15 protein-coding genes are annotated in these 15,055 nt (G+C 70.4%); 3 read left to right on the top strand and 12 right to left on the bottom strand.

Going from position 1 to position 15,055, the window contains the following annotated elements; all coding sequences use genetic code 11:
* Positions 1 to 14: 14 nt before the first annotated feature.
* The 4 genes from BST10_RS13595 to BST10_RS13580 all read right to left on the bottom strand — a co-directional run bounded on the left by BST10_RS13595 (position 15) and on the right by BST10_RS13580 (position 4,569).
* Positions 15 to 767, bottom strand: coding sequence for a polyprenol monophosphomannose synthase (locus BST10_RS13595; protein WP_083038299.1), 753 nt, complete (start codon positions 765 to 767; stop codon positions 15 to 17).
* Positions 764 to 2,458, bottom strand: coding sequence for an apolipoprotein N-acyltransferase (lnt, locus tag BST10_RS13590; protein ID WP_083038298.1), 1,695 nt, complete (start codon positions 2,456 to 2,458; stop codon positions 764 to 766). The genes BST10_RS13595 and lnt overlap by 4 nt, the downstream gene beginning before the upstream one ends.
* Positions 2,451 to 3,971, bottom strand: a complete 1,521-nt coding sequence (locus BST10_RS13585; protein ID WP_083038333.1) for an amidohydrolase — start codon at positions 3,969 to 3,971, stop codon at positions 2,451 to 2,453. The genes lnt and BST10_RS13585 overlap by 8 nt, the downstream gene beginning before the upstream one ends.
* 106 nt (positions 3,972 to 4,077) lie before the next feature.
* Positions 4,078 to 4,569, bottom strand: a complete 492-nt coding sequence (locus BST10_RS13580) for an FxsA family protein (RefSeq protein ID WP_013829036.1) — start codon at positions 4,567 to 4,569, stop codon at positions 4,078 to 4,080.
* Between the two features lie 65 nt (positions 4,570 to 4,634).
* Here BST10_RS13580 and BST10_RS13575 point away from each other — a divergent pair, with 65 nt between their 5' ends.
* Complete coding sequence (locus BST10_RS13575; protein WP_083038296.1) at positions 4,635 to 5,336, top strand: dienelactone hydrolase family protein; 702 nt, start codon at positions 4,635 to 4,637, stop codon at positions 5,334 to 5,336.
* A 2-nt stretch (positions 5,337 to 5,338) separates the two neighbouring features.
* Here the strand turns inward: BST10_RS13575 and ric are convergent, their stop codons facing one another.
* The 4 genes from ric to BST10_RS13555 form a co-directional block, all read right to left on the bottom strand.
* Positions 5,339 to 6,040 carry an iron-sulfur cluster repair di-iron protein gene (gene ric / locus BST10_RS13570; RefSeq protein ID WP_013829038.1) on the bottom strand — a complete coding sequence of 234 codons (702 nt, stop codon included), beginning with the start codon at positions 6,038 to 6,040 and terminating at the stop codon, positions 5,339 to 5,341.
* Between the two features lie 200 nt (positions 6,041 to 6,240).
* Positions 6,241 to 6,627, bottom strand: a complete 387-nt coding sequence (locus BST10_RS13565) for a PPOX class F420-dependent oxidoreductase (RefSeq protein ID WP_083038294.1) — start codon at positions 6,625 to 6,627, stop codon at positions 6,241 to 6,243.
* 72 nt (positions 6,628 to 6,699) lie between these two features.
* Positions 6,700 to 7,020, bottom strand: a complete 321-nt coding sequence (locus BST10_RS13560; protein WP_083038293.1) for a hypothetical protein — start codon at positions 7,018 to 7,020, stop codon at positions 6,700 to 6,702.
* A gap of 135 nt (positions 7,021 to 7,155) precedes the next feature.
* On the bottom strand, positions 7,156 to 7,905 hold the full coding sequence (locus BST10_RS13555; protein WP_083038291.1) for an SDR family NAD(P)-dependent oxidoreductase: 750 nt from the start codon (positions 7,903 to 7,905) through the stop codon (positions 7,156 to 7,158).
* Between the two features lie 35 nt (positions 7,906 to 7,940).
* Here BST10_RS13555 and BST10_RS13550 point away from each other — a divergent pair, with 35 nt between their 5' ends.
* Positions 7,941 to 8,354 (top strand): F420-dependent biliverdin reductase, encoded by a 414-nt coding sequence (locus tag BST10_RS13550; RefSeq protein WP_013829042.1) that lies wholly within the window; start codon positions 7,941 to 7,943, stop codon positions 8,352 to 8,354.
* Here BST10_RS13550 and BST10_RS13545 read toward each other — a convergent pair.
* Complete coding sequence (locus BST10_RS13545) at positions 8,351 to 9,478, bottom strand: M24 family metallopeptidase (RefSeq protein ID WP_083038289.1); 1,128 nt, start codon at positions 9,476 to 9,478, stop codon at positions 8,351 to 8,353. The genes BST10_RS13550 and BST10_RS13545 overlap by 4 nt on opposite strands.
* Before the next feature lie 104 nt (positions 9,479 to 9,582).
* On the opposite strand from BST10_RS13545, the gene BST10_RS13540 reads away from it, so the two are divergent.
* Positions 9,583 to 10,545, top strand: coding sequence for a 5'-3' exonuclease (locus BST10_RS13540; protein ID WP_041317954.1), 963 nt, complete (start codon positions 9,583 to 9,585; stop codon positions 10,543 to 10,545).
* 16 nt (positions 10,546 to 10,561) lie between these two features.
* Here BST10_RS13540 and BST10_RS13535 read toward each other — a convergent pair whose 3' ends face one another.
* The 3 genes from BST10_RS13535 to tatC all read right to left on the bottom strand — a co-directional run bounded on the left by BST10_RS13535 (position 10,562) and on the right by tatC (position 14,970).
* Positions 10,562 to 11,281, bottom strand: coding sequence for a DUF4333 domain-containing protein (locus BST10_RS13535; RefSeq protein WP_013829045.1), 720 nt, complete (start codon positions 11,279 to 11,281; stop codon positions 10,562 to 10,564).
* 73 nt (positions 11,282 to 11,354) lie between these two features.
* Positions 11,355 to 14,141 carry a DEAD/DEAH box helicase gene (locus BST10_RS13530; RefSeq protein ID WP_083038288.1) on the bottom strand — a complete coding sequence of 929 codons (2,787 nt, stop codon included), beginning with the start codon at positions 14,139 to 14,141 and terminating at the stop codon, positions 11,355 to 11,357.
* Positions 14,134 to 14,970 (bottom strand): twin-arginine translocase subunit TatC, encoded by an 837-nt coding sequence (gene tatC, locus BST10_RS13525; protein ID WP_013829047.1) that lies wholly within the window; start codon positions 14,968 to 14,970, stop codon positions 14,134 to 14,136. Before tatC ends, BST10_RS13530 begins: the two co-directional genes overlap by 8 nt.
* Positions 14,971 to 15,055: the final 85 nt, after the last annotated feature.

Genomic DNA, 15,055 nt, shown 5'->3' with positions numbered 1-15,055 from the left:
GCCCCCGGGTTTTCTCAGCCGCGCCGGCCCCGGAGCCGGTTGATCCGGCCGCCGATCCCCCAGCGGGCGACCTTGACCATCGCTTCGCGGATGTTGGAGCCGCTCATCTTGGAGACGCCCAGTTCGCGCTCGGTGAACGTGATCGGCACCTCGGCGATGGTGAAACCGTTGTTGACCGCCCGCCAGGTGAGGTCGACCTGGAAGCAGTAGCCCTTGGAGTCCACCGCGTCCAGACCGATCTTCTCCAGCACCCCGCGGCGGTAGGCCCGGTACCCGGCGGTGATGTCGTGGATACCCACCCCCAGCAGTAGCCGGGCATAGGTGTTGGCGGTCTTGGACAGCACCAGGCGGCGCACCGGCCAGTTGCGCACCGCGCCGCCGTCGACGTAGCGCGAACCGATCGCCACGTCGGCTCCCGCGTCGATCGCCTCCAGCAGCCGGTACAGCTGCTCGGGGGCATGGCTGCCGTCGGCATCCATCTCGACGATCACCTCGTAATGGCGGGCCAGCCCCCAAGCGAAACCGGCGAGATAGGCCGCGCCCAGGCCGGCCTTGGCGGTGCGGTGCATCACGTGGATACGCTCCGGGTCCGCGGCGGCCAGCTCGTCGGCGAGCTTGCCGGTCCCGTCGGGGCTGCCGTCGTCGACCACCAGGACGTGCACGTCTGGGCGGGCCTGCTGCAGCCGGCCGAGGATGATCGGCAGATTCTCCAACTCGTTGTAGGTGGGAACCACCACCAGCGTGTGCAGGCTGGGACGATCACTCATCGGCGCCGCTCCTCGGAGTCAACATCGGCGCCGGTGCTACGACGCTTGAACCATGTGAAGCGACCATTTTGCCGTACTGCCGCCAGCAGGCCGGCAACAGCCGCGCCGAGCAGCACCCACTGCAGGATCGGCGCCCACCGGGTGGCCGGGGTCAGCGCGGTCTTGAGCCGCACGTGAGCGTCCAGGTAGGCGGGTTCGAAGAACGCCGTGCGGGCCAGTTCGCGGCCGTCGGGAGCGACCACCGCGCTGATCCCGGTGGTGCCGGCGACGACGACGTAGCGGTCATGCTCGACCGCGCGCACCTTGGCGAACGCCAGCTGCTGCTCGCTCATCGCCTCGTCGAACGTGGCGTTGTTCGACGGCACCGCCAGCAGCTGGGCGCCGGCCAAGACCGATTCCCGGGGCGCCCGGTCGAAGATCACCTCCCAGCAGGTGGCCACGCCGACCGGAACGCCCGCGACATGCACCACGCCGTCGCCGCCGCCCGGCACGAAATAGCCTGCCCGGTCGGCGTAGCCGGACAGGTGACGGAAGAACCCGCGCCACGGCAGGTACTCCCCGAACGGCTGCACGATCCGCTTGTCGTGGCTCTCCCCCGGACCGGTCTGCGGATCCCACACCAGCACCGAGTTCGTCGCCACCGGGTTCTCCCGGGTCCAGCCGGGCGCCGCACGCACGGTGCCCACCAGGATCGGGGCGTCGATCGCCTGGGCGGCCATGGTGATCTCTCGCGCGGCGTCGGCGTTCGCCATCGGATCGATATCGGACGCGTTCTCCGGCCAGATCACGAACAACGGCGCGGCCGCCCGCCCGGCCTCGACGTCGTCGGCCAACCGCAGCGTTTCCCGGACGTGATAGTCCAACACCTGGCGGCGCTGGGCGTTGAAGTCCAGCCCGAGCCGCGGCACGTTGCCCTGCACCGCCGCCACCGTGATCGCCGGGTCGTCACCGGCGCCCGCGCCGGAGCGGCGCACCCCGGGCCACACCACCACCGCCGACAACAGCACCAGACAGATGCACAGGCCGGGTAGCAGCACCGCCGGCGGGCGGCCGTTGTCCGCGGTCGGCGGTGTATCCGACCGCAGCCACCGGATGATCTCGACGCTCAGCGCGGTCCCGGCACAGCCGGTCAGCGCCACGGCCAGCGACAGCAGCGGCACCCCGCCGAGCGCCACCAGCGGCAGCAGCGGTCCGGCCGTCTGGCCGTATCCGACAGCCCCCCAAGGGAATCCGCCGAACGGGATCACCGACTTCGCCCATTCCTGCGCGGCCCACAGCAACGCGAACCACACCGGCCAGCCCGCCAGATTGCGCACCGCCACCGCCGCCGCCCCGAATACGGCGGGAAACAGCGCGCACAGCAGCGCCAGCATCAGCCAGGGCAGCGCGCCGACCAGCCCGCCCACCCACGGCAGCAGCGGCAGATAGAACGCCAGGCCGCACAGCAGGCCGTAACCGAAACCGCCGGCCAGGGTGGTCTCGCGGCGAATGAGCACCCACCCCAGCAGCCCGAAGGCCAGGATCGCCGCCCACCACCAGTTCAGCGGCGGGAAGCTGGCCCGAAGCAGCATCCCGGCCAACACCGACGCCGCCAGTTGGGCCCAGCGGTCGGCTGCCGCGATACCGAGGCGTTCCAACCGATTCGGGCCGGCATCGACCACGGTGTCGGGATGGTCGGTGGTCTCAGCCATGCAGCACCACACCCCGGTGCACGGTGCGCCGACACAACGGTGAGTCGCCCGGCTCCAGTACCGGTAGCGCCGGCACCCGTGAGCGCGGATCGGTCGACCATCGCTGAACCGTGTCGCGGGGCGCCTCGACGGCCAGCCGGGTGGGCTCCCAGACGGCGTAGGAGGCCGGTGCGCCGGGCACCAGGGTGCCGCTGATGCCGTCGTTGATGCCGGCGGCGCGCCAGCCACCGCGTGTTGCGGCGGCGAATGCCGCCCGCATCGACACCGCGCTGCCCGGCGTGCGGTGGTGCGCGGCCGCGCGGACCGCGGCCCACGGATCGAGCTCGGTGACCGGGCTGTCGGAACCGAACGCGAGGGGCACGCCTCGGGATGCTAACAGCGCGAACGGGTTCAGTCCCGCGGCGCGTTGCGCGCCCAACCGCTGGGCGTACATGCCGTCGTCGCCGCCCCACAGCGCGTCGAATCCCGGCTGCATGCTGGCGATCACGCCCCACGATCCCAGCTGGGCGGCCTGCTCGACGCTGACCATCTCCAGATGCTCCAGCCGGTGCCCGCAGGCCGCCACCGCCGCGACTCCGAAGTGCTGCACCACCTGCTGCAGCGCCGTGGTCACCGCGGATACCGCGGCGTCCCCGATGACGTGGAACCCGGCGGTCACCCCGGCCTCGGTACACGCCCACAGATGGGCGGCGACGGACTCGGCGTCCAGGTGACACACCCCGGTGCAGCCGGCGGCGTCGGCGTAGGGCTCATGCAGCCAGGCGGTGTGTGAGCCCAGCGCACCGTCGACGAACAGATCGCCGGCCAGACCCCGGGCGCCGGTGTCGGCGAGCAGTTCGCGGGCCCGGGCGGCACTGGTGACCGGTTCGCCCCAGTAACCGATGACCTCGACACCGTGGTGCAGTGCCCGCAACTCCCGCCAGTCATCGGAGCCGCCGATGTCCGGGCCGGCGCACTCGTGGACCGCGACGATGCCCACCGCGGCGGCGGCATCCAGGGCGGCGGTGCGGGCAGCGGCGCGCTGCGGTGCGGTGAGCAGCTCTCGGGCCGCGGCGCGAACCAGGTGGTGGTCGGAGCCGGACAGCGGCCCGATGCCGGAGTCCGCCGACAGTTTCGGCACCCGCTTGCGCAGCCCGCTCGAAGCCAGCGCCGAGTGGGCATCGACCCGGGACAGGTAGGCCGGGCGCTCGCCCACCACCGCGTCGAGCGCTTCGGTGTCCGGGGCGGCACCGTCGGGCCAGCCCGACTCGTCCCAACCGTGCCCCCAGATCGGCTGGTCGGGATGAGCCGCCGCGTAATCGGCGATCAACTGCAGGCAGTGCCGTTGTGAGCTGGCCGGCCGCAGATCCAGGCCGGTGCGGCACAGCCCGGTCTCGGTGACATGGACATGGCTGTCGACGAAACCCGGCGTCACCAAAGCCCCGTCGAGGTCGGTGACGTCGGCTTGCGGAAACTGCTCGCGACCGACGGCGTCGCTGCCCAGCCAGGCGACCACCCCGTCGCGGACGGCCATCGCGGTGGCATCGGGATGACTCGGGCTGTGGATACGTCCGCCGAGCAACAGCGACGTGGGAGCCCCGGGCACAACGGTCACGACGTAGAAAGTACGGGGTGTCGGATCAACCGCGGGACAGGGCGGGCCGGTGGGTCTCGGTGACGTCGACGAATTCGGCGTCGATGTAGTCGGTGCGGCGGCCCGGCGTGCGCCGGGCGGTGTACCAGCGTCGACCGACGACCGTGGCAGCCACCAGTGGTGTGCGACGGCCGAGCCCGGCGGCTGCCGCCCCGGCCAGCAGCGGGCGGGCAGCAGCCCTGGTCGGAGGCGCCAGCAGTGCCAGGCCCGCCAGCGTGGTCACCGGTCCGGGGACCACGACCAGCAGCGTGCCCGCCGCGATCAGCCCACCGTCGGCGAGCACACGCTGCCCCGCGCCGGAACGCAACCGGGCTACCTGGCGCTTGATCTGCCCGGCCGACAATGCCAGGCCCACCAGAAATGCGCCCAACAACAGCAGTGCGGTCCAGCCGAAACCGATCCCCCAGATCAGCGCGGCAACCGCCGCCGACTCGACCAAGACGTAGATCAGCACGATCCGCAACACAGCGCTCGCCATGCCACCCCAACGTCTGAACCGTCGAGGAGGTTCCCACCCGGCGCCCCGGGGAATACCTTGAGGCCATGACGACCATCGACGTTGCCACTCCCGACGGGCCCATCGAAGCGCTGCTGGACATTCCGGAAGGGCCCGGACCGTGGCCCGGCGTGGTGGTGGTCCACGATGCGATCGGTTACGCCGCGGACATGAAAGCCATCTCCGAGCGCATCGCCGACGCGGGCTATCTGGCCGTGTCGCCCAACCTGTACTCCCGCGGCGGCCGGGCACGCTGTATCACCCGGGTATTCCGGGAACTGCTGACCCAGCGTGGCCGCGCGCTGGATGACATCCTGGCCGCCCGCGATCACCTGCTGGGCGTGCCGGAATGCTCGGGCAAGGTCGGAATCGCCGGCTTCTGCATGGGCGGGCAGTTCTCACTGGTCTTGTCGCCCAAGGGGTTCGGAGCCTCGGCCCCGTTCTACGGCACCCCACTGCCCCGGCATCTCGAGGAGACCCTCAGCGGCGCCTGCCCGATCGTCGCCAGCTTCGGCGGCCGTGATCCGCTGGGCCGAGGCGCGCCCGACCGGCTACGCCGGGTTGTCGAGCACCACGACATCCCGCACGACATCAAGACCTATCCGGGAGCCGGTCACAGCTTCGCCAACAACCTGCCGGCCCAGCCGCTGCTGCGCATCGCCGGCTTCGGCTACAACGAGGCCGCGACCGCCGATGCCTGGGCGCGGGTGTTCGCGTTCTTCGGCGAACACCTGCAGGCCGCCGGCTGAGCTCAGGCCGGGCTGCCGGCTTCGGCGAGCACCCGCGGGAACAGCACGTTGTTCTCCTTGTGCACGTGCAGGTGGATGTCGCTCTCCAGGTCCGCCAGGCCGGCCAGCATCGCGGTGTAGCTGGCGCAGGCGTCCGCCGGAACGGTGTAGTCGTCGGTGAGCTTGCGCAGTTCGGCGAGCAGGTGGCCGGCGTTGTCGTGCTCCTGCTGGTTCTCGGCCAGCTCGTTGCGCAGCTCGTCGGAGAGCGGCCGGTCCGGCCGGCCGGCCCGCAGGCTGATCTCGGGGAACAGCATGGTCTCCTCGGTGCGCAGGTGTGGTTCCATGCCGGCGCGCAACTGGTGGAAGAGCTCGCGGACGCGTACCAGCTCGCCGTGGTTGGGGCCGTGCACCCGCGCCACCTTGTCGACCAGCTCCGCCAGCCGCGGGAACTCGTCCCAGAGGAACCGGTGGTGGGTGCTGACGATGTGGGCGATCAGCGAGGTGTCGTCGAAGTCGGCCCAGTCGGCGCGCTGAGCGGGCTCACCGGAGCTGTTCAGCGCCGCGAGCAACTCGTCGGCGTTGACGCCGTCGGCGGCGCACGCATCACGCAGCGTCCGCTGGCCGTGGCAGCAGAAGTCGATCCCGAACCTGCTCAGGATGCGGGTCGTCGACGGGTCGGCGGTGACGATGTCGCCGAGGATCTGGTCGGAGGTGAAGGCGGCCACGGGAACTCCTCGTTGTCGGCGGGTGGTTCGGACCAACCATCCTAATTTTAATGATTAAAGTCCACTATATGTGACGCAGTCGTGGCGTATTCGGCGGTCCCAGCTTCGCCTCTCCTCCGTCGACGCTCGCTGAACCGCCGGGTTCATGCGGCGATCCCAGCTTCGCCTCTCCTTCGTCGAGCCTCGCTGAATCGCCGGGCTCAGCCGGCAGCCGGCGTCAACGCCAGCCCGACATTGGTGCGCATCCCGCCGCGCAGTTTGCTGAACACGTTGAACACCCGGCCGATGATCGGGTAGCGCTTGGCGATCGCGGCGTAGACAGCGCCGTTGTGAGCCTTGTCCAGCACGGCGGCCACCGCCTCGATGGCCTCGCCCTTGGGCCGACCCCGCATGTCGCACGGCGCCAAGGTGACGCGCGGGCTGTTGCGGATCCGCTTGACCTTCCAGGAGGACTCCTGGGTGATCACCAAGAGCCGATCGCCATCCGGGGCGGCCCATACCGGGGTGGGCTTGGCGCGACCGTCCCTGGTGAACGTGGTCAGCAACAAGTAGTCGGATTTGGCGATCTCGGCGAAGGTTGGGGACACAGTGGCGAATCTACTCGCCCGGCACCGCGGCGCCGGGGACGATCCGCCAACGGGCGAGCTGCGCCGGCGCGGCTACAGCGGGGGCCGGCTCGCGACCGGATGCAGTTCGGCGATCTTGGGCAACGGCGGGGCCGTCGGCGGCGCCGACTCGATGTAGGCGGCCACCGCGTCGGGCGAGATCAGGCCGTAGCGCACCAGCAGGTCCACGGCGTTCAGGCCGAAGTGCTGGGCAACCCGCAGCAGGTTGTCGGCGGTGATCAGCCTGCCCTCGTGGGCCGCCTTGTAGTAGGCGGATTTGCGGTAGCCAAAGGCCTCGTAAACCTCGGTGGCGGGCAGCGGCCGGCCGATCAGGTACGGCAGCACCACCGAGGGGTCTTTATCACGGTCGTCCATGGTTGTACACCATAGTCCTGTTCGGCGGGCGGAAACCGACCCGTCACATGTGATTTACATGTGAATTTTAATTAACTTGATAGGTTGGGTCGTTCCGACGGCCCGAAATTGCCCGGTAGCAGGGCTATTCGGGCCTCACCGCGGCATCCGGCGCCAGAGGGTCTGCGGCACCAGTCGCATCACGACGAACATCATCCGCAGCCGCCGGGGAACCGCGACCGTGCGCCGCCCGCGGGCCAGTGCGCGGGCCGTCGCCGCCGCCACCTGCGCCGGGGTGCTGGCCAACGGGGCCGGTTTCATGCCGTCGGTCATCCGTCCGATCACGAACCCGGGGCGGACGATCAGCAACCCCACCCCGCTGCCGTGCAGCGCATCGGCAAGCCCGCCCGCGAACCCGTCGAGGCCGGCTTTGGCCGAGCCGTAGACGTAGTTGGCGCGCCGCACCCGCACTCCGGCCACCGACGAGAACACCACCATGCGTCCCCGGCCGGCGGCTCGCATCGCCGTGGCCAGGTGAGTGAGCAGGCTGACCTGGGCGACGTAGTCGGTGTGGACGATGGCAACCGCGTGCGCGGCGTCGGCCTCGGCGCGCGCCTGGTCGCCCAGCATCCCGAAGGCCACCACGGCGGTGCCGATCGGTCCGTGCTCGGCGATGAGCCGCGCGACCAGCGGCCCGTGGCTCGCCAGGTCGTCGGCGTCGAACTCGACGGTGTGCACGGCAACGGCTCCCGCGCTGCGCACCGCGGCGGCCTCGGCGTCGAGCCGGTCAGCGGACCTGGCGGCCAGCACCACTGTCGCCCCGGGCGCCAGCCGGCGGGCCAGTTCTCCCCCGATCTCACTGCGCCCGCCGAAAACCACCACCGGCCCGTCAACCGTGTCGTTCACGGCTGTGATTATCGCCTGCGCTAGCGTGAACGGTGATGGCGAACGCGACGACCCGGCTCACCAGTGACGCGCTGGCGTTTCTCACTGAGCGCCACCTGGCGATGCTGACCACCCTGCGCGCCGACAACTCACCCCATGTGGTCGCGGTCGGTTTCACCTTCGACCCGAAAACCCATATCGCTCGGGTGATCACCACGGGCGGCTCGCAGAAGGCGGTCAACGCCGACCGTGCCGGTGTGGCCGTGCTCAGCCAGGTCGACGGCGCGCGCTGGCTCTCGCTGGAGGGCCGCGCGACGGTCAACGACGCTGTCGCCGCGGTCCGCGACGCCGAGCTGCGCTACGCCCAGCGATACCGGACGCCGCGGGTCAACCCGCAGCGCGTGGTGATCGAGGTGCAGGTGGAACGGGTGCTGGGGTCGGCAGATCTGCTCGACCGCGGTACCCGCTAGACCTCGACCACCGCCAGCTCGTGGGGCCGGTTGTTCAGTGACTCGGCGCCGTCGGCGGTGACGATCACGATGTCCTCGATACGTGCGCCCCACTCGCCGGGAAAGTAGATGCCGGGTTCGATCGAGAACGCCATCCCGGCCGCCAGCGCGAGGTCATTACCGGCGACGATGTAAGGCTCTTCGTGCACCGACAGGCCGATGCCGTGGCCGGTGCGGTGCACGAAGTACTCCGCCAGCCCCGCCTCGGCCAGCACATCGCGTGCCGCGGCGTCGACCTGCTGCGCGGTGACTCCCGGACGGACGCTGTCGAACGCGGCACGTTGCGCTCGCTGCAACACCGAATACCGTTGGGCCACCTCCGGTTCCGGCTCACCCAAGCTGTAGGTCCGAGTCGAGTCGGAGTGGTATCCGGGTTCGACCGGGCCGCCGATGTCGACGACCACGATGTCGCCGGCGGCAAGTTCACGCTGCGAGCACTCGTGGTGGGGGTCGGCGCCGTGCGGGCCCGAACCGACGATGATGAAGGCCACCTCCGAATGGCCCTCGGCCACGATCGCCTCGGCGATGTCGGCGGCGACGTCGGCTTCGGTGCGGCCCGGCACCAGAAACTCCGGTACCCGGGCGTGCACCCGGTCGATCGCCGCGCCGGCCTTGCGCAGCGCGTCGATCTCGCTGGGGTCCTTGATCATTCGCAGTTGACGTAGCACATCGGTGGCCAGCACCGGGGTGGCGCCGAGAACATCGATCAGCGGCAGCAGATGCAGCGCCGACATCGCATCGGTGACCGCCGCGGTCGCCGGCCGGCCCCCCAGCGCCTCACCCACCATGCGGTAGGGGTCCTCGCCGTCGACCCAGTCGCGCACCGCCACGCCCAGATCCGCCACCGCGGATCCGCGCAGCGCCGCCAGCTCCAGTCGCGGCACCACCATGGTGGGCGGGTCCGACGCCGGCAATACCAGCGCGGTGAGCCGTTCGAAGGTCTGAGCCCGCGACCCGGTCAGGTAGCGCAGGTCATAGCCCGGTGTGATCACCAGGCCGGCCAGGCCGGCCTCCGCGGTGGCGGCTGCCGCGGCGGCCAGGCGGTGGGCGTAGACGCTGCTGTCGAACCGGGAAGTCACGCACATCAGGCTATCCGGTCGGCGAGTGGGAAACTCACGACGCGACACGCCTGAGAGGTGTCGTGGTGTTCCGTTTCGCGGGGTGACTAGCGGCAAATAGGGTGGCTGCCATGCCTGCTCCCGTGCTGTTGCTCGACGGTGCCAGTATGTGGTTCCGGTCCTATTTCGGGGTGCCGTCCTCGATCACCGCGCCCGACGGTCGGCCGGTGAACGCGGTGCGCGGCTTCTTCGACTCGGTGGCCACCCTGATCACCCGCCACGAACCCGGTCGGCTGGCGGTCTGTCTGGATCTGGACTGGCGTCCCCAGTGGCGGGTGGACCTGGTGCCGTCCTATAAGGCGCACCGGGTGGCCCAAGAAGCACCGGACGACGCCGATGCCACCGACATCGAGGAGGTCCCCGACGAGCTCAGTCCGCAGGTGGACATGATCATCGAACTGCTCGCTGCCTTCGGGATCGCTACCGCCGGCGCCCCCGACCACGAGGCCGACGACGTACTGGGCACGCTGGCGGCAGCCGAGCGGCGTGACCCGGTGATCGTCGTCAGCGGGGATCGGGATCTGCTGCAGGTTGTCGCTGAGCAGCCGGTACCGGTGTCGGTGCTCTACCTGGGACGCGGGCTGGCACGGGCGACGCTGTTCGGGCCCGCGGAAGTGGCCGAGCGCTACGGGCTGCCGGCGCAGCGGGCCGGCGCCGCTTACGCCGAAATGGCGCTGCTGCGCGGTGATCCGTCCGACGGGCTGCCCGGAGTGCCCGGCGTCGGCGAGAAGACCGCGGTCGGGCTGCTGGCCCAGTACGGTTCGTTGGCGGCGGTCCTGGCAGCTGCCGCCGATCCGGCTTCCGCGATGGCCAAGGGGGTGCGGGCCAAGCTGCAGGCGGCCCGCGACTACATCGCCGCCGCCGGTCCGGTGGTGCGGGTGGCCACCGACGCGCTGGTCACGCTGTCGACGCCCTCGGACACCCTGCCGCGGGTGGCTGCCGACCCGGCCCGGGTCGCCGAGCTGGCGGACCGACTCGGTGTCGGGTCTTCGATCGCCCGGCTGCAGCGGGCCCTGGACACGCTGCCGGACTGAGCCGGGTCAACGCGGACTACTTGGGCCGGCCGACCTCGTAGGTGCCGGAGTTGTCCTGGAAGGTGACGGTCACCTGGCGTTTGGTGCCGTCGATACTGACCTCGCAGTTGAACGTGTCGCCTTGTTTGACCACCGGGCTCTGACCGTTGTTGCAGCGCACGTCCTTGACGTTCTTGGCGCCGTAGCCGTTGGTCTGGTCGGCCAGGATCTGCTGCACGCCCTGCTGCGCCTTGTCGATATCGAGTTTGGTGGTCACGAAGAACCCGGGCTTCCAGAAGCCCAGCACCAGCACCACCAGTGCGGCGATGCCCAGGCACGCGGCGAGCACGGTGCCCACCAGCGCCGTCGGGCGCTTGCCGCCGGAGCCGGGCTGGCCGAACTGGCCCGGCTGCTGCGGGTACTGACCGTACTGGCCGGGCTGACCGTACTGGCCGGGTTGACCGTACTGGCCGGGTTGGCCGTATTGGGTGGGTTGGCCGTAACCGCCGGGCTGGCCGTACTGGGTGGGTTGGCCGTAACCGCCGGGCTGGCCGTACTGCTCCGGCTGCGGGTAGCCGGGATACTGCGGTGCCGACGGGTAGGACTGCGGGTACTGCGACGGCGTGTAGGCCGGCGGCTGCCACTGCTGCTCGGCGCCGGCTGCAGGTCCCTGCCCGCTGCCGGGCTGCTCTTCGGGCTGCCCGGGCTGCTGAGGCTGCCACGGCTGCGTCGGGTCGTATCCCTGCGGTCCGCTCATCGTTGTTCCTCAAGTCCTCTCACGTAGCGGGTGCTGATCACCGCCGGCTCTCCACCGTAGCGCCCGGACCAGCCTACCCGGCGTCAACGGCGACGACGCCGCGTAAAACCGTGTCGATCGCCTGTTTTGCGGTCGTCCGCAATTCGGCGCCGGGCGCCGCATTGCGCAGCTGATCCAGCAGGTCGAGCACCTGGCGGCACCAGCGCACGAAGTCACCCGCCGACAACGACGCCGCGGAACCGGCCGCCAATCCCTCCGAGGCGTCCAACGCCGACGCCAGGTCGCCGGTACGGGCCCAGCGGTACACGGCGGCGACGAACCCTTCGTCGGGTTCGCGGCCGGGGGCGATACGGTGCCGGCTCTCGTCGGCTCGCAGCGTCGCCGAGAGCTTGCGGGTCCGGTGCAGTGCGCGGCGCACCGGCTCGGTGGGCGGGTACGGGGTCGGAGGGCCGTCCGGGCCGTCCGCACCGCGGGACTCATAGAGCACCGCGGAGACGACCGCGGCCAGTTCGGCGGGCCCCAACCCGTCCCACGCGCCGGTGCGTAGGCATTCGGCGACCAAAAGGTCGCTCTCGCTGTAGATCCGGGCCAACATCCGGCCATCCGCGGTCACCTTCGGATCGCCGTCACCGGTCGTTATGAAGCCGCGTTCGGCCAACAGGCCGACGATCCGGTCGAAGGTGCGGGCCAGCGAGTTGGTCGCCGCGTCGACCTTCTTGCGCAGTTGCGCATTGTCGGCCTCCACGCGCAGGTAACGCTCGGCGGTGCGGACCTTGTCCTCGCGGTCGGCGTCGCTGTGGCTGGGATGGTCGCGCATCCGTTGCCGCAGTGCGGCCAGCTCCGGATCCACCGGGTCCTCCTGGGCCCCGCCGCCGCGTCGGCCGCGCGGCTTCGGCGCCGCCAGACCTTCTGCCGCCGACCGCAACGCCGAGGCCAGATCGCGGCGGACCCGCGGCTGGCGGTGCTCCACCCGCTTGGGCAGGTTCATGGAGCCGATCGGACCCTCGGCGCCGGAGTAGTCCGCCGCGGAGATCCGGCCCGCCCAGCGATGCTCGGTGAGCACCAGTGGCCGCGGCTCGTCCGAATCCCGATCGGCCTGCAACACCACTGCCAGACCGCCGCGGCGACCGCGCGCGAGGGTGATGATGTCGCCTTTGCGCAGCGCGGCCAGGGCGTCACTGGCGGCCCGACGGCGTTGCAGCCGTGAGGCGCGCGCCTGGGCCCGTTCCCGTTCGGAGATCTCCGCCCGCAGCCGGGCGTAGTCGAGCACCGGCGAATGGCGGCCGCCGAGTTCGGCGGCGATCTCCTCGAGGGTCCGTTCGCCGCGTTCGACGCCGCGCACCAGGCCGACGACGGACCGGTCGGCCTGGTACTGGGCGAACGACTGCTCCAACAGCCGGTGGGCCTGCTCGGGGCCCATCTGCTGGACCAGATTGATCGTCATGTTGTAGGACGGGGCGAACGAACTGCGCAACGGGAAGGTACGGGTGGACGCCAGGCCGGCCACCTGCTCGGGGTCGGCGGTGCTCTCCCCCGGATGCCACAGCACCACCGCGTGGCCCTCGACGTCGATGCCGCGCCGCCCGGCCCGGCCCGTCAATTGGGTGTATTCGCCCGGCGTCAGGGCGGCATGTTGTTCACCGTTGAACTTGACCAACCGTTCGAGCACCACGGTGCGGGCCGGCATGTTGATGCCCAGCGCCAGGGTTTCGGTGGCGAACACGGCCTTGACCAGGCCGGCGGCGAACAGCTCTTCGACGGTGTGGCGAAACACCGGCAGCAGCCCGGCGTGGTGGCCGGCCAGCCCGCGCAGCAGCCCCTCCCGCCATTCGTAGTAGCCCAGCACGTCCAGGTCGTCGTCGGCGAGGTCGCCGCAGCGGTGGTCGATCACTTCGGCGATGCGGGCGCGCTCCGACTCGGTGGTCAGCCGCAGCGGTGAGCGCAGGCACTGTTTGACGGCGGCATCGCAACCGACCCGGGAGAACACGAAGGTGATCGCGGGCAGCAGTCCGGCCGAATCCAGCACCGCGATCACGTCCGGGCGCATCGGGGGCCGGTAGCTCGGCCGCCCCGGGCCGCCCCGACCGCCATGGCGTCGTGGCGACCAGTCGGTGAGCCGGTCGGCTTCGCGACGATGTGCGATGTGCCGCAACAGTTGTGGGTCGACGCGAGGCCGGCCGGCGGCTCCCTGCCCGTCGGTGTCGGGTCGTGACTCGAACAGGTCGAAAAGCCGCTTGCCGACCATCATGTGCTGCCACAGCGGCACCGGGCGGTGCTCGTCGACGACGACAGCGGTGTCCCCGCGCACCGTCTGGATCCAGCCGCCGAACTCCTCGGCGTTGCTGACCGTCGCCGAGAGGCTGACCAACCGCACTTCGTCGGCCAGGTGCAGGATGACCTCCTCCCAGACCGCGCCCCGCATCCGGTCGGCCAGAAAGTGCACCTCGTCCATCACCACGTGGGAAAGCCCTTGCAGCGCGGGTGAATCCGCGTAGAGCATGTTGCGCAACACCTCGGTGGTCATCACCACCACCGGCGCGTTGGCGTTGACCGACAGATCGCCGGTCAGCAAACCGACCCGGTGCTCGCCGTAACGGGCCACCAGGTCGGTGTGCTTCTGGTTACTCAATGCCTTGATCGGGGTGGTGTAGAAGCACTTTCCGCCGGCGGCCAGCGCCAGGTGCACCGCGAACTCGCCGACCACGGTCTTGCCCGCGCCGGTCGGTGCGCAGACCAGCACTCCCCGACCGTCCGCCAGCGCCAGGCACGCGCGGCGCTGGAAGTCGTCGAGTCCGAACGGCAGGTCCGCGGTGAACCGCGTGAGCTCAGTGGCGCCGGGAGTGCCGGGAGGACTACTCATGCGGGGTTGTCACGGGTGCCGGCGCCTCGAGCGGCGAGGCTGCGTCGTCGGGTAGCTGCGTGGTGGCCTCCCGCCGGGCCTTGCGCTTGTCGTGCAGTCGGGCGATCTGGATGGCGAACTCCTGCAGCAGGCTCAACGTGCAGCCGAGCACGATCATCGAGAACGGGTCCGACCCGGGGGTGAAGAAGGCCGCGAACACGAACATCGCGAAGATCAGGCCGCGCCGCCACTCCTTCAACCGGGCGTAGCTCAGTACCCCGACCTGGTTGAGCATGACGATCAGCAGCGGGAACTCGAAGCTGATGCCGAACACCACCAGCAGGTTGAGCAGGAATCCGAAATAGCGGTCACCGGACAGCGCGGTCACCTGAACATCGCTGCCCACGGTCAGCAGAAAACCCAGCGCCTTGGAGAGCACCAGATAGGCCAGGATGGCGCCGGTGACGAACAGCACCGCCGCAGACACGACGAACACCACCGCGAAGCGCCGCTCCTTGCGGTACAGCCCCGGCGTGATGAACGCCCACAACTGGTAGAACCAGACCGGACAGGCCAGCACGACTCCGGCGGCCAGCCCGACCTTGAGCCGCAGCATGAACTGGTCGAAGGGCGCGGTGGCCAGCAGTCGGCACTGCCCGTCGGGTGCGATCGCGGCGCGCGAGGACGCCGGCAGCTCGCAGTACGGGTGGCGCAGCCACTCACCGAGACTCTCCAGCCCGAACAACGGCCGACCGTACCAGACGAAGCCGATGATGGTGGTGACCACGATCGCGGCAAGCGAGATCAGCAGCCGGGTCCGCAGCTCACGCAGGTGATCGACGAGCGACATCGTCCCGTCGGGATTGGTGCGGCTGCGACGCAGTCGCGGGTCCAGCCGCCGCAGAGCTCCGAGCGTGGGCACAGTAGATCAGACG

Origin of the sequence: Mycolicibacter algericus DSM 45454, from assembly GCF_002086455.1 — a bacterium.
GTDB classification, from domain to species: domain Bacteria; phylum Actinomycetota; class Actinomycetes; order Mycobacteriales; family Mycobacteriaceae; genus Mycobacterium; species Mycobacterium algericum.
Note: the sequence above shows the minus strand (reverse complement) of the source record. Positions and strands in the feature narration are given on the sequence as shown.

Coding starts and splice junctions, on each gene's coding strand:
- BST10_RS13595 (WP_083038299.1), bottom strand. CDS start 767: ATGAGTGATCGTCCCAGCCTGCACACGCTGGTGGTGGTTCCCACCTAC.
- lnt (WP_083038298.1), bottom strand. CDS start 2,458: ATGGCTGAGACCACCGACCATCCCGACACCGTGGTCGATGCCGGCCCG.
- BST10_RS13585 (WP_083038333.1), bottom strand. CDS start 3,971: ATGGCCGTCCGCGACGGGGTGGTCGCCTGGCTGGGCAGCGACGCCGTC.
- BST10_RS13580 (WP_013829036.1), bottom strand. CDS start 4,569: ATGGCGAGCGCTGTGTTGCGGATCGTGCTGATCTACGTCTTGGTCGAG.
- BST10_RS13575 (WP_083038296.1), top strand. CDS start 4,635: ATGACGACCATCGACGTTGCCACTCCCGACGGGCCCATCGAAGCGCTG.
- BST10_RS13560 (WP_083038293.1), bottom strand. CDS start 7,020: ATGGACGACCGTGATAAAGACCCCTCGGTGGTGCTGCCGTACCTGATC.
- BST10_RS13550 (WP_013829042.1), top strand. CDS start 7,941: ATGGCGAACGCGACGACCCGGCTCACCAGTGACGCGCTGGCGTTTCTC.
- BST10_RS13545 (WP_083038289.1), bottom strand. CDS start 9,478: ATGTGCGTGACTTCCCGGTTCGACAGCAGCGTCTACGCCCACCGCCTG.
- BST10_RS13540 (WP_041317954.1), top strand. CDS start 9,583: ATGCCTGCTCCCGTGCTGTTGCTCGACGGTGCCAGTATGTGGTTCCGG.
- BST10_RS13535 (WP_013829045.1), bottom strand. CDS start 11,281: ATGAGCGGACCGCAGGGATACGACCCGACGCAGCCGTGGCAGCCTCAG.
- BST10_RS13530 (WP_083038288.1), bottom strand. CDS start 14,141: ATGAGTAGTCCTCCCGGCACTCCCGGCGCCACTGAGCTCACGCGGTTC.
- tatC (WP_013829047.1), bottom strand. CDS start 14,970: ATGTCGCTCGTCGATCACCTGCGTGAGCTGCGGACCCGGCTGCTGATC.